The organism is Acidovorax sp. K2F, assembly GCF_025246485.1.
Taxonomy (GTDB): Bacteria; Pseudomonadota; Gammaproteobacteria; order Burkholderiales; family Burkholderiaceae_C; genus Acidovorax; species Acidovorax delafieldii.
Map to the genome: position 1 here is coordinate 49739 of NZ_JAOBSQ010000050.1, position 12741 is coordinate 62479.

At 66.5% G+C, this 12741-nt stretch carries 12 protein-coding genes; 5 read left to right on the top strand and 7 right to left on the bottom strand.

Annotation, left to right across the window (positions count from 1 at the left end):
* The first annotated feature begins 17 nt into the window (after positions 1-17).
* Complete coding sequence (locus N4G42_RS18670) at positions 18-863, top strand: plasmid replication/partition related protein (protein ID WP_260668239.1); 846 nt, start codon at positions 18-20, stop codon at positions 861-863.
* A 27-nt stretch (positions 864-890) separates the two neighbouring features.
* On the opposite strand, the gene N4G42_RS18675 is transcribed toward N4G42_RS18670, so the two are convergent.
* Positions 891-1742 (bottom strand): SirB1 family protein, encoded by an 852-nt coding sequence (locus N4G42_RS18675; protein WP_056066673.1) that lies wholly within the window; start codon positions 1740-1742, stop codon positions 891-893.
* A gap of 91 nt (positions 1743-1833) precedes the next feature.
* A complete protein-coding gene (gene murJ, locus N4G42_RS18680) occupies positions 1834-3393 on the bottom strand; it encodes a murein biosynthesis integral membrane protein MurJ (protein WP_260668241.1) in 1560 nt (519 codons plus the stop codon).
* A 275-nt stretch (positions 3394-3668) separates the two neighbouring features.
* Between murJ and rpsT the strand changes: the two genes are divergently transcribed.
* Positions 3669-3968, top strand: coding sequence for a 30S ribosomal protein S20 (gene rpsT / locus N4G42_RS18685; protein ID WP_056066666.1), 300 nt, complete (start codon positions 3669-3671; stop codon positions 3966-3968).
* Positions 3969-4217: 249 nt separating this feature from the next.
* Here rpsT and N4G42_RS18690 read toward each other — a convergent pair whose 3' ends face one another.
* Complete coding sequence (locus N4G42_RS18690) at positions 4218-4544, bottom strand: DUF3579 domain-containing protein (RefSeq protein WP_260668242.1); 327 nt, start codon at positions 4542-4544, stop codon at positions 4218-4220.
* Positions 4545-4786: 242 nt separating this feature from the next.
* On the opposite strand from N4G42_RS18690, the gene N4G42_RS18695 reads away from it, so the two are divergent.
* The 3 genes from N4G42_RS18695 to N4G42_RS18705 are packed head-to-tail and all read left to right on the top strand — an operon-like array spanning position 4787 to position 7619.
* A complete protein-coding gene (locus tag N4G42_RS18695; RefSeq protein ID WP_056748311.1) occupies positions 4787-5983 on the top strand; it encodes an aspartate aminotransferase family protein in 1197 nt (398 codons plus the stop codon).
* A 17-nt stretch (positions 5984-6000) separates the two neighbouring features.
* Positions 6001-6930, top strand: a complete 930-nt coding sequence (gene argF / locus N4G42_RS18700) for an ornithine carbamoyltransferase (protein ID WP_146869578.1) — start codon at positions 6001-6003, stop codon at positions 6928-6930.
* An 8-nt stretch (positions 6931-6938) separates the two neighbouring features.
* Positions 6939-7619: a hypothetical protein gene (locus N4G42_RS18705; RefSeq protein WP_260668243.1), complete on the top strand. Its 681-nt coding sequence runs from the start codon at positions 6939-6941 to the stop codon at positions 7617-7619.
* A gap of 325 nt (positions 7620-7944) precedes the next feature.
* Here N4G42_RS18705 and N4G42_RS18710 read toward each other — a convergent pair whose 3' ends face one another.
* The 4 genes from N4G42_RS18710 to N4G42_RS18725 all read right to left on the bottom strand — a co-directional run bounded on the left by N4G42_RS18710 (position 7945) and on the right by N4G42_RS18725 (position 12737).
* Complete coding sequence (locus N4G42_RS18710) at positions 7945-9870, bottom strand: ferrous iron transporter B (RefSeq protein ID WP_260668244.1); 1926 nt, start codon at positions 9868-9870, stop codon at positions 7945-7947.
* A complete protein-coding gene (locus tag N4G42_RS18715) occupies positions 9867-10196 on the bottom strand; it encodes a ferrous iron transport protein A (RefSeq protein ID WP_056067075.1) in 330 nt (109 codons plus the stop codon). Before N4G42_RS18715 ends, N4G42_RS18710 begins: the two co-directional genes overlap by 4 nt.
* A 133-nt stretch (positions 10197-10329) precedes the next feature.
* Positions 10330-10764: a copper-binding protein gene (locus tag N4G42_RS18720; protein ID WP_260668245.1), complete on the bottom strand. Its 435-nt coding sequence runs from the start codon at positions 10762-10764 to the stop codon at positions 10330-10332.
* Positions 10752-12737, bottom strand: coding sequence for a S9 family peptidase (locus N4G42_RS18725; protein ID WP_260668246.1), 1986 nt, complete (start codon positions 12735-12737; stop codon positions 10752-10754). Before N4G42_RS18725 ends, N4G42_RS18720 begins: the two co-directional genes overlap by 13 nt.
* Positions 12738-12741: the final 4 nt, after the last annotated feature.

Consider the following 12741-nt stretch of genomic DNA (forward strand, 5'->3'; position numbering starts at 1 on the left):
CCGGACCCCCTGCCACCATGAACATCGTCGTCAACGAAGAACTCAAAGCCTACATCGAACCCCTGACCCCCGACGAACACGACGCGCTGGAACGCAGCATCCTCACCGAAGGCTGCCGCGACGCACTGGTGCTGTGGGGCGATGTGCTGGTGGACGGGCACAACCGCTACGGCATCTGCCAAAAACATGGCCTGCCGTTCCAGACCGTGCAGAACCCGCGCTTTCAGACGATGGAAGACGTGCACCTGTGGATGATCGACCAGCACCTGGGCCGCCGCAGCGTGTCGGATTTCCAGCGCGGCGTGCTCGCCCTGCGCAAGCGCGAGATCATGGCCGAGCGCAAGGCCCGCGCAGCCACCTCCACAGAGACCGCCGAAGCCACCCCCACGGCTGACGTGCCCGAGGCAGCCGCCACCCTGCCCGCCCCCGACCCGTTGAACAGCCGCGAGGCCATCGCCAAGGCTGCGCGGCTGAGCAGCAGCCAGGTGGTGATGATCGAAAAGATCCAGAAACAGGCGGCCCCCGAGCTGGTGGCGGCTGTGAAGTCCGGCACCATCTCCATCAACGCCGCAGCCGCCGTCGCCACCCTGCCCGCCGAGGAACAGGTGGCAGCGGCCGTGGCCGGCAAGGACGAACTCAAGCAGGCGGCCAAACGCGTGCGCGAACTCAACAAGCGCAAGCCGCGCGAGGAGACTCCTTCAGAAGGTAGCCCGGCAGACACCCCCACGGACTCCGCTCCAGCCAGCGACGAGTTGCACACACTGCGCATCCGTGTGGCGGAACTGACGGCGGAGAACACCGAGCTGCGCCGCCAGGTGGCGCAGCTGCAGGCAGCGCTGCCTGCAGACAGCACGCCGTTCTAAAACTATTTTTGAGTCAGGCGCCGGACATCAGCCGTTGGCGTTGCGCAGCGCGCTCAGCCGGTCGGCGATGAGGTCGAGATCCAGCCCGTCTTCGCTGTGGGCCAGATAGGCCTCCAGGTCGGCCACCGCCTCGGCTGTGTTGCCACGCTCGGCGTGCGCCAGCCCCCGGTCGCGGCGCTCGCCCCAGGCCTCGGGCAACAACACGATCAACCGGTCCAGCACGGCGACCAGCCGTTGCCAGTCCTGCTGGGTGCGGTGCACCTCCTTGAGGTTGCGCAGCATGCGCGCAATGATGTCGCGCGGTGTGGCGGCCTGCAGATACAGGCCGAGCGGTACGTCGTAGTCGTCCACCAGACCATTGCGGCGCTTGTAGGGCTCCAGCCGCTCGGCCAGCTCCTCGCGGCTGAGCGACTGGCCCGAGATCGGGTCCAGCACCACCTGGCCCTTGGGCAGCAACACCTTGACCATGAAGTGCCCCGGGAACGCAATGCCCCGCGCATGCAAGCCCAGACCTTGGGCCAGCTCCATCCACAGCACAGCCAGGCTGATGGGAATGCCCCGGCGCGTGCGCAGCACGGCGTTGAGGTAGCTGTTCTCTGGGTCGTAGTAGTTGTTGATGTTGCCGCCAAAACCCAGGTCAGCAAAAAAGAACTGGTTGAGCGTGCGCAGCCGCTGCAGCGCCGGCGCATCGGCAGGCAGGCGGCGCTTGATACGGGCCTGCAGCTGGTCCACATCGCCCAGCAGTTGCTGCACGTCGAACTCGGGGTATTCATCCTGCGCGAGGCTGGCGGCGGCTTCGAGCAGCGGAAAGTGGTCGTCGCTCTGCACCAGCGATGCAAAGTACTCCAGCGAGGTGGGCACGGAAAGGCTCAAGGACATGGCAGCTTTGTACGGGGCCGTCGCCATGGCGTCAAGCCACAGAAGAGCGGGCTTTGCGGGGTATTTCGGGGTCCAGGCCTGCCGCAGATATTCAGCGGCGCAGCAGCTGGCGCAGCTTCAGGCCGGCCGCCCACAGGGCGCCAAAGTACAGCACTGCGGCTACAGCCATCATCGCGGCCAGCAGGCCGATGCGCTGAAGGCGCTGCGCTTTCATCTCCACCCAGTCGAAATGCTGGGCACCCCACGCCAGCAGCACTGCCAGCAAGGCGCTGGCCGCCACCACCTGCAAGGCAAACCGCCCCCAGCCGGGCAAGGGCCGGTAGCTGCCGCGCCGCAGCAGCCCTACCAGCAGCCAGGTAGCGTTGATGACCGCCCCCACGCCAATCGACAGCGTCAGCGCCGCATGCTGCAAATAGGGCACCAGCACAAAGTTCATCATCTGCGTGAGCACCAGCACCGCCACGGCAATCAGCATGGGCGTGCGCATGTCGTGCTTGGCAAAGTAGCCCGGCGCCAGCACTTTGATGGCCACGATGCCCACAATGCCAACCCCGTAGCCCGCCAGGGCCAGCGTGGTCTGCTGCACGTCCCGATCGGCAAAGGCGCCGTAGTGGTAGAGCACTGCCACCAGGGGCTTGGCAAACACCAGCAGCGCCACCATGCAGGGCACCGACAGCACCACCACCAGCCGCAGCCCCCAGTCGAGCATGGCCGAATAGCGTTCGTCATCCTGCTTGGCGCGGGCACTGGCCAGCTGCGGCATCAGCACCACGCCCAGCGCCACGCCCAGCAAGGCGGTGGGCAGCTCCATCAGGCGGTCGGCATAGGTGATCCAGCTCACGCTGCCAGTGGCCAGGTGTGAGGCAATCTGCGTATTGATGAGCAGCGAAACCTGCGCCACGCTCACCCCCAGCAAGGCGGGCAGCATCAGGCGCGCCACCTTGCGGGTGGTCGGGTCCGCCCACGCAGCGCGGATGGCGGACCAGCGCACGCCAATGCGGGGCAGCAGCCCCAGGCGCAGCAGCGCAGGCACCTGGATGCCCAGTTGCAGCAGGCCACCCAGCATCACGCCCGCCGCCTGCGCATAGATAGGCTCGATGCCATAGCGCGCAAACAAGGGCGCGCCCAGCGTGATGGACAGGATGAGCGCAATGTTGAGCAGCACCGGCGAGGCGGCAGGCACCGCAAACTTCTTCCACGTGTTGAGAATGCCCCCCGCCAGCGCCACCAGCGACATGAAGCCGATGTAGGGGAACATCCAGCGGGTCATCGTGACTGCGGCGTCAAACCCCTGGGGCTGGAGCCCACTGGCCATGGCCCACACCATCCAGGGCGCACCCAGCACGCCCGCGATGCACAGCAGCACCAGCGCCCAGGCCAGCAAGGTGCCCACGTGGTCGATCAGCGCCCGGGCGCCCTCGTCGCCGTCCTCGGCCCGGGTGGCAGCCAGCACCGGCACAAAAGCCTGGCTGAAAGCGCCCTCGCCCAGCACCCGGCGGAACAGGTTGGGAATGCGGAACGCCACATTGAAGGCGTCGGTCATGGCACTGACCCCGAACACGGAGGCCATGAGCAACTCGCGCACCAGCCCGGTGATGCGGGAGACGAGGGTCAAGAGGGAGACGGTGGAGGCGGCTTTGAACAGTGACACCGCGGGGAGTGTATTCCCCCTGCGCCGCTTCGCGCCTCGGTACAGCTGCCACAGGCCGCAGCTTTTTCAGACCGTCCAAGCCTGCGCAGGCGGGCTCGAAGCCGTGCCCCTCCGCCGTCAAGGGCGATGCACATGTCGCGCTGACAGCGCCAGGTGCCACCGGTGCGGTGGCGATGGCGTTCCGCCGGTTCGGGCACAGGTATGGATACAGGAACTGCTCTGGGCTATAATCGCGGGCTTTGCTGGCATCATCCACAGACCCAAGGAACTAAACAATGGCATCCGCAAAACCCAAGAAGAAGAACCCGCGCCTGGCGTCGGGCCGCAAGCGCGTCCGTCAGGACGTCAAGATCAACGCTGCTAACACCTCGCTGCGTTCCAAATACCGTACCGCTGTCAAGAACGTCGAAAAGGCTGTTCTGGCTGGCGACAAGACCAAGGCGACCGAACTGTTCGCCAAGATGCAAGCCGTGGTGGACACCGTGGCTGACAAGGGCATCTTCCACAAGAACAAGGCTGCTCGCGACAAGAGCCGTCTGTCTGCCAAGGTGAAAGCCCTGGCAACGGCCGCCTGACCCACTTCAGGCAAACAGCCCGAACGGCACCTGCCGTTCGCCGTTTGTAACGGGTGCGCTGCCAGCAAAAAACGGACAAACCGCCTTCGGGCGGTTTTTTCGTTGGGGGTTCAGAACTGCGCCAGGCAGCCTGAAGCGCATCAAAGGGTGGATGGGGAGTGCCCGCTGGCTGCCGGGCGGGCATGCCCCTGCGCAGTGACGCCTCGGGCCCGACACGGCAGGCAGCGCCGGGAGCCAGGCTGTGGCCGGTCAGAGCTTGGCGGGAGGAGGCGGGTCGGGCAGCAGGCAGGCCTCGGCCACCTGCAGGTTGTTGTCGCGGGCGAAATTGATCACGAAGTCCCAGGCCATGGGCTCGTGCCCCTGCAGGTCGCGGTGTACGACCACACATTTCACGCCGTTGAGCGTGGTGGGAATGCACCAGGGCGAATAGCTCAGATGGCTGCCTGGCCGGGCTCCACCGGGTCGAAAGCTGCTCATCACCCCGGCCAGCCGCTCGGCCCAGTCGCTGGGACGAAAGGTTTTCCCGTCATGGGTGATGCCCTGGATGAAGACTTCTTTGGAGGAGGGGGAAACCATCGGGGATTGGAGTGGTAGTGAGGGCACAGACGCAGGATCACTGCATGTTGCACCGCAACGCGACATTCTAACTCTTATATAAGAGCTAGCTCCCTAATCCCTCCGGCGCGCTACACATAGGCACCCCAAAGAGGGTAAGGGCCCGGCATTGCAGTGATGCGCAATCGTCAACAGACCGCACCCCTGCTCCCCCTAGAATCGTGACTCGCTTTTTCGCCACCGTACCGTCTGGAGATTTCCGCATGACCGCTTCCATCCCGGCAGCTTCGCCCCACGTGATGAACACCTATGGCCGCGTACCCATCGCGCTGGCCCGTGGGCAAGGCAGCCGCGTGTGGGACGTGAACGGCAAGGAATACCTGGACGGCCTGGGCGGCATTGCCGTGAACACGCTGGGCCACAACCATGCCAAGCTGGTGCCCGCGCTGCAGGACCAGATCACCAAGCTGATCCACACCTCCAACTACTACCACTCGCCCCTGCAGGAGCAGCTGGCCGCCAAGCTGGTGGAGCTGTCGGGCATGACCAACGTGTTCTTCTGCAACTCGGGCCTGGAGGCCAACGAGGCGGCCCTGAAGATTGCCCGCAAGTTCGGCGTGGACAAGGGCATCGCCAAGCCCGAGATCGTGGTTTACGAAAAGGCCTTCCACGGCCGTTCGATTGCTACCATGTCGGCCACCGGCAACCCCAAGATCTACAGCGGCTTCGGCCCGCTGGTCGAGGGTTTTGTGCGCGTGCCGCTCAACGACATCGAAGCCATCAAGCAAGCCACCGAAGGCAACCCCAATGTGGTGGCCGTGTTCTTCGAGACCATCCAGGGCGAGGGCGGCATCAACCCCATGCGCGTGGAATACCTGCAGCAGTTGCGCAAGCTGTGCGACGAGCGCGGCTGGCTGATGATGATTGACGAAGTGCAGTGCGGCATGGGCCGCACCGGCAAGTGGTTTGCCCACCAGTGGGCTGGCATCGTGCCTGACGTGATGCCGCTGGCCAAGGGCCTGGGCTCGGGCGTGCCGATTGGCGCGGTGGTGGCCGGCCCCAAGGCGGCCAACGTGCTGCAGCCCGGCAACCACGGCACCACCTTTGGCGGCAACCCGCTGGCCATGCGCGCCGGGGTCGAGACCATTCGCATCATGGAAGAAGACGGCCTGCTGCAAAATGCCACCACGGTGGGTGAGCACCTCAGGGCGGCACTGCAGCGCGAGCTGGGCAGCCTGCCCGGTGTGAAGGAGATCCGGGGCCAGGGCCTGATGCTGGGCATCGAGCTGAACAAGCCCTGCGGCGCCCTGATCGGCCGCGCGGCCGAGGCAGGCCTCTTGCTGTCGGTCACGGCCGACAGCGTGATCCGCCTGGTGCCGCCGCTGATCCTCACCACCGCCGAAGCCGACGAAATCGTCGCCAAGCTGACCCCGCTGGTCAAAGCCATCCTGGCTGAATGAAGAATAGCCCCACTGCCATGACGACGCTGAAACATTACCTGCAGTTCACCGACCTCTCCGCCGACGAATACGCCTACCTGTTCGAGCGCGCCGCGCTCATCAAGAAGAAGTTCAAGGCCTACGAAAAGCACCACCCGCTGGTGGACCGCACGCTGGCCATGATCTTCGAGAAGGCCAGCACCCGTACGCGCGTGAGCTTTGAGGCGGGCATGTACCAGCTCGGCGGCAGTGTGGTGCACCTGACCACGGGCGACAGCCAGCTGGGCCGCGCCGAACCGATCGAGGACAGCGCCAAGGTCATCAGCCGCATGACCGATCTGGTGATGATCCGCACGTATGAGCAGGCCAAGATCGAGCGTTTTGCCGCCAACTCGCGCGTGCCCGTGATCAACGGTCTGACCAACGAATACCACCCCTGCCAGATCCTGGCGGACATCTTTACCTTCATCGAACACCGTGGCTCGATCCAGGGCAAGACAGTGGCCTGGGTGGGCGACGGCAACAACATGGCCAACACCTGGCTGCAGGCGGCGTCGCTGCTGGGCTTCAAGGTGCATGTGAGCACCCCGCGCGGCTACGAAGTGGACGAGAAATTGGCCGCTGGCGCCGGTGGAATCAGCGCTGACAGCTATCAATTCTTCAGCAACCCCATGGAAGCTTGCCGGGGCGCAGACCTGGTCACCACCGATGTGTGGACCAGCATGGGCTACGAAGCCGAGAACGAAGCGCGCAAGAAGGCCTTTGCCGACTGGTGCGTGGACACCGAAATGATGGCTGCGGCCCAGCCCGACGCCCTCTTCATGCACTGCCTGCCCGCGCACCGGGGCGAAGAGGTCGAGGCGGATGTGATCGACGGGCCGCAGTCGGTGGTGTGGGATGAGGCAGAGAACAGGATGCACGTGCAGAAGGCACTGATGGAGTACCTGCTGCTGGGCAAACTGGCCTAAAAGCCCCCATGCCCTGGCGCCGCCAGCCCGCTCACAGCGCCGAATTGCTGGCGCACTGGCAGGCCCTGGGCCAAACGCTGGGGCGCGACACGCCCGCTTGGCGGGCCGAGGGCAGGCGCCTGCTGCGCAGCTGGGCCCGCTGGCCCCGCGCCTACCACGACACCACGCATCTGCGGGCCTGCCTGCGGCACCTCCAGGCAGTGCAGGACCAGCAGCCCGGAGCGCTTCACAACCCCCATGCTGCGGCCCTCGCCCTGTGGTACCACGACGCCATCTACTGGCCGTGGAGCGGACACAACGAGGCGCGCAGCGCCGACTGGGCGCGACAGTTCCTGCTGGGCCAAGGGCTGCCCACCACGCTGGCCGAAACCGTGCACCAGCATGTGATGGACACCCGCCACACCCCGGGCCCGCTCACCGGCGATGCGCTGTGGGTGGTGGACATCGACCTCGCCATCCTGGGCCAGAGTGACGCGGTGTACCGACAGTTCGAACGCAACGTGCGGCGTGAATACTTTTTTGTGCGCTGGCCGCGTTATGTGGCGGGGCGCAGCGCAGTGCTGCGAGGCTTTCTGGACCGCCCGCACATCTATGGCACAACCTACTTTGCGCAACGCTGCGAGGCCCAGGCGCGCGTCAACCTGCAACAGGCGTTGAGCGCGCTGGGCCAAGGCCAGCTGTACCAGTAGACAATTTGAGTCAAAACGGCCTGTAGCGCTAGTGAATCATGCGCCAACAGCTATATAAAATATAGCAACTACTGAGAAGCAGGCCCGCGACGGACGGGTATGGCCACGGGCTTTTCAGCGGCCGCCGCGGACGGCGCCGCGCAACTGCCGCAGCTGCTGCACCCACCATCGCCTCCCCCACAGCCTGGCGACTGGACGAGCCCCGGGTGGACCTTGCCCAACCCCCGGCGCCAGCGCCAGGGCAGATACCGCCAGAGCACATAGAGCGCTGCGGCAAGGACGATCAGACCGACCATGAGTTGCTGGACCATCACACCGTTTCCCCTCAGCCGCCGCCCAGCGCCAGCGCCACGCGGTAGGTCACAAAGCTGGCCGCATACGCCATGGCAAACAGGTACCCCACCATGAGCAGCGGGTAGCGCCAGCCATTGGTCTCACGCCGCACGGCGGCGATGGTGGAGATGCACTGGGGCGCAAACACATACCAGGCCATCAGCGACAGCGCAGTGGCCAGCGACCACGAGCCCGCAATCAGCGACCCCAGCTGGCTGGCCACCTCGTCGCCTGTGGCGGACAGCGCGTACACCGTGCCCAGCGCACTCACCGCCACCTCGCGGGCCGCCATGCCGGGCACCAGCGCAATGGCAATCTGCCAGTTGAAGCCAATGGGCGCGACGATGACCTCGAGCAGGCGGCCCAGCTGGCCGGCCAGGCTGTAGGTGATGGCAGGCTGTGTGGCGCCTTCCGGCGCACCGGGGTAGGTGGACAGGAACCACAACAACACCGTGACTGCCAGGATGATGCCGCCCACCCGTTTGATGAAAATCACCGCCCGCTCGTACAGGCCATAGGCCAGGCCCCGCACGCTGGGCCAGCGGTACGCGGGCAGTTCCATCATCAGCGGCGTAGCCCGCGTATCGCTGCGGGCCAGCTTGGCCACTGCCGCCACGGCCATGGCGCTGACGATGCCTGCCACATACAAGGCGAACAGCACCACACCCTGCAGGTTGAACACCCCCGCCACAGAGCGCTCAGGGATGAAGGCTGCAATCAGCAGCGCATACACCGGCAGGCGCGCCGAGCAGGTCATGAGCGGCGCGATCATGATGGTCACCAGCCGGTCGCGCCAGTGGGTGATGGAGCGCGTGGCCATCACGCCCGGCACGGCACACGCAAAACTCGACAGCAGCGGGATGAACGAGCGGCCCGACAAGCCCACCGTGCCCATCACGCGGTCCAGCAAGAACGCCGCACGCGGCAGGTAGCCCGAGTCCTCCAGCGCCAGGATGAACAGGAACAGGAACAGGATCTGCGGCAAAAACACCAGCACCCCGCCCGTACCCGCCAGCACCCCGTCGGTCAGCAGGCTGCGCAAGGGGCCGTCGGCCATGTGGCTGTTGACCAGGGCTGCCAGCCAGCCCACGCCATCTTCAATCCATGACTTGGGCAGCTCGGCCCAGCTGAACACCGCCTGGAACATCAGGAACAGCGTGGCGGCCAGGATCAGCAGGCCCCACACCGGGTGCAGCACCACCGCATCGATGCGGTCGTCAGTCCGCAGGCTGACCACCGGCACGCGCACGGCACGGTCCAGAATGCGCCGCACTTCCTGGTGCGTGCGGATCACGTCGTTCTGCGCCTCCAGGTCGCTCGCATCCAGGCGCGCCGCCGCATCGGGCGCCACCACCGGGCGCTGCAGCTGCTGCAGGTTGGCGCCATCCAGCCACTGCACCAGCTCCTGGGCGCCGTTGCCGCGCACGCCCACGGTGGCCAGCACGGGCATGCCCAGCTCGCGCGACAACGCCTCGCGGTCAATGGCGATGCCCTGGCGCTCGGCCACGTCCATCATGTTGAGCACCAGCACCATGGGCAGGCCCAGGGCGCGTGCCTCCAGCACCAGGCGCAGGTTCAGGCGCAGGTGGGTAGCATCGGTCACGCACACCAGCACATCGGGCACGGGCTCGCCCGCGCGGCGCCCGCGCACGATGTCGCGAGTGATGGCCTCGTCCACGCTGTGTGCATGCAGGCTGTAGGCGCCCGGCAGGTCCAGCACGCGCACGCGGCGGCCGGCGGCGGTCTGCAGCAGGCCTTCCTTGCGCTCCACCGTCACGCCCGCGTAGTTGGCCACCTTCTGGCGTGCGCCGGTGAGCAGGTTGAACAGCGCGGTCTTGCCGCAGTTGGGGTTGCCCAGCAGCGCCACGCGCAGGGGCGCATCGGCGGCGGTGGGCTGCACAGTAGCCTGGGCGTTCATGCCAGCTCCTTGGCAGACAGGCTGGTGTCATCCAGCGGCTGCACCTGCACCATGGAGGCCTCCTGGCGACGCAGCGCAAACGTGGCCTGCCCCACCCGCACCGCGATGGGATCGCCCCCCCAGCCGCCGCGTGCGACCACCTGCACGGTTTCACCGGGCAGGAAGCCAATCTCCAGCAAGCGCAGCAGCATGCTGTGCTCTTGCGCGTCCTGTGCGGGCAACAGGCCCGTGACCCGGCCCGAGGCACGGCGCGGCAATTGGTCCAGCCGCGAGGACAGGTTCTGCTGCGTAGGAAGATGCAACCGCGCCGCAGCGCCATCGTCCATGGTTTTCATGGTGACTGGCCTCGATACAAATAATAGTGATTCTCATTCTACCAATATCTGCATCGTGCTGGTTGCCGTCCCACTCTCTCCTTGACGCAGCGCAAGCCGCAGCCCCGCTGCCCTGCCCGGGTGGTCAGTCACATCGCTCAAACCGCTTGCACTCCGCAGTAGCCCGGATGGATGTGAGCGTGTTTTCGCCGTCGATGTGCCGGGCAGTGAACTGCACCCAGGCCCCCTGCGGAATGCCGCGCATCAGGGCGGGGTTGACCACCCGGAAGGTCTGTGTGGTGAACGGTAGCTTGGCGCGGGGCAGCAGCTTCAGCCGCACATGCGTGGTGTGGCCGCCCGCATCCGCCTCCACAGACACCAGCCGCGCCCGGGTGTAGACCGGCGGCGCCGCAGGCGCTGCATCTTCTGCGGCGACCGAGGCCGCACTCGCAGGGGCCACCGGCTGAGCACCTGTCGCACCAAACACTGCGGCCAGGGCCATCGCGGCGACCAGACCGCCGCCGCGCACCCCCCTGCGTACTACCAACGAAGCGGCAGCCTGCCCCATCAGAACGCCCACGCGCCCAGCTGGTAGTAGTCAAAACCACTGGTCCGCCCACCCAGGCATTGGGCGAGGAAGTCCTCGGTCTTGCGGTACATGGTGAGGTTATTGGGCCAGCGCTGGTTGCCGTGTCCGTCCCCTTTGAAGGTGACGTAATCGACCTCTTTACCCGCCTTGCGCAGGGCCGCCACCATCCATTCGGACTGCTCCAGCTTCACGCGCGGGTCGTTCACGCCGTGCATGATGAGGATGGGCTTTTGCGCATGCTCCGCCCGGTACAGGGGCGACTTCGCATCCATGCGGGCGCGGTCTTCCGGCACAGCCGGGTTGCCCACATAGCGGTGCCACCAGGGCAAGCCCAGCTCCCAATACGGCGGCGCGGCCTCCAGCAGGCGCGCGATGTCCGTCACGCCCACCACATCCACGGCACACGCAAACACTTCGGGCGTGAAGGTGGCGCCCACCAGGGCTGAATAGCCGCCGTAGCTCGCGCCATAGATCGCCACGCGCTGCGGGTCGGCCACGCCGCTTTCCATCGCCCAGCGCACGCCGTCCACCAGATCGTCGTGCATGCGGCCCGCGAACTCGCCCCGGGCTTTTTCCATGTGGTTGCGGCCGTAGCCGCTGGAGCCCCGGTAGTTGACCTGCAGCACCGCATAGCCCCGGTTGGCCAGAAACTGCTGCATGGCGCGGCTGGTAGCACCGTCGCCCCAGCGGTCACGCGCCCACGGGCCGCCATGCACCAGCAGCACGGTGGGCAGCCGCTGCGGCGCTGCCCCCACGGGCAGCGTGAGGTAGCCGTGGATGGTGAGACCATCGCGCGCGGTGTAGGTGATGGGCGCGGTGGGCGCCAGGTCCTTGGCAATCAGACTCAGGCGGTTCTCGCCCAGAAAGCGGGGTTCGTGCCCATCGCGCAGCAGGTAGCTGCGCGTGCCCCGGTCGGTGGCCACCGCCACCGTGAGCACCTTGTCGGTCTGGTCCAGGCTGGTCACCAGTACCTCTGCAGGCTTGTCACCGGCCAGCGCAGACAGGCGAGCATCCAGCGCAGGGTCGAACACCTTGCGCGCGGGGTAGCCCGGCATGAAGTACGCCAGCAGCGGCTCGCGAGTGCGGCGGCTCAGCGTCACGTTATCCAGGTCCACGTCGGGCGAGGCAAACCACTCTTCCTCGGCGCCCGTGGTCAGGTCCAGCCGCACCAGCGCCAGCTTGTCGCGGCCCCGGTTCGACAAGGCCCAGGCCTTGCGCCCCTCATCGTGCAGGCCAAAGATGTTCAGCGTGTCCCATCGGCTGCGCTCTGCCACGGTCACCCAGGTGCCTGGCGCGGTGCCGGGCCGCTCCAGCAGCACCTGCTCGCCCTGGATCTGTGCACGGGCGCGCAGCTGGCCCGTGGTGTCCACGCCCCACCAGTTCACGTTGCCGGGGTTGGTGGCCAGCAGCACCGGCGCGCCACCTGCCGGGTTCACGCGGTACAGGTCAAACACCTTTTTGTCGCGCTGGTTGGAGGTGACGATGAAGTCGGACGAGGCATCCACCGCCTCCGCAAAATGCGCCACTGAACGCGGTGCGGGCATCAGCTCGCGCAAGTCGGTACCGGGGCCCTCGACCGCGCCCGCATAGATGCGGGTGTTTTCATCGCCCGTGGGGTCGGCCGTGATGCCGAGCCAGCGGCTGTCGGCACTGAAGCGGATGGTGCGCGCACGGATGCGAAACGCCTTGGCGTCGCCCCCATCGATGGACTGCACCCAGATTGCGGGCACCACGCCGTCGGTGCCAAACCAGGCGATGCGCTTTCCATCCGGCGACACGCGATAACCCCCAGTGGACTGCCGGCTGGCCACAAAGTCGCGCACGGGCACCAGGTCGGGCAATTGCGCTCCAGCCAGCGAAGGGTGCGTAGGCCCGGAGGCACAGCCCACCAAGGCCAGTGCAGCAGCAAGCGCTGCGCTGCCCCACCATCGCCGCACCATCGCCTGTTTGGTTGTCGATGCCATCGTT

Excerpts from the sequence above, each read along its gene's own strand:
- N4G42_RS18670 (WP_260668239.1), top strand. The coding sequence starts at position 18 with ATGAACATCGTCGTCAACGAAGAACTCAAAGCCTACATCGAACCCCTG.
- N4G42_RS18675 (WP_056066673.1), bottom strand. The coding sequence starts at position 1,742 with ATGTCCTTGAGCCTTTCCGTGCCCACCTCGCTGGAGTACTTTGCATCG.
- rpsT (WP_056066666.1), top strand. The coding sequence starts at position 3,669 with ATGGCATCCGCAAAACCCAAGAAGAAGAACCCGCGCCTGGCGTCGGGC.
- N4G42_RS18690 (WP_260668242.1), bottom strand. The coding sequence starts at position 4,544 with ATGGTTTCCCCCTCCTCCAAAGAAGTCTTCATCCAGGGCATCACCCAT.
- N4G42_RS18695 (WP_056748311.1), top strand. The coding sequence starts at position 4,787 with ATGACCGCTTCCATCCCGGCAGCTTCGCCCCACGTGATGAACACCTAT.
- argF (WP_146869578.1), top strand. The coding sequence starts at position 6,001 with ATGACGACGCTGAAACATTACCTGCAGTTCACCGACCTCTCCGCCGAC.
- N4G42_RS18705 (WP_260668243.1), top strand. The coding sequence starts at position 6,939 with ATGCCCTGGCGCCGCCAGCCCGCTCACAGCGCCGAATTGCTGGCGCAC.
- N4G42_RS18710 (WP_260668244.1), bottom strand. The coding sequence starts at position 9,870 with ATGAACGCCCAGGCTACTGTGCAGCCCACCGCCGCCGATGCGCCCCTG.
- N4G42_RS18715 (WP_056067075.1), bottom strand. The coding sequence starts at position 10,196 with ATGGACGATGGCGCTGCGGCGCGGTTGCATCTTCCTACGCAGCAGAAC.
- N4G42_RS18725 (WP_260668246.1), bottom strand. The coding sequence starts at position 12,737 with ATGGCATCGACAACCAAACAGGCGATGGTGCGGCGATGGTGGGGCAGC.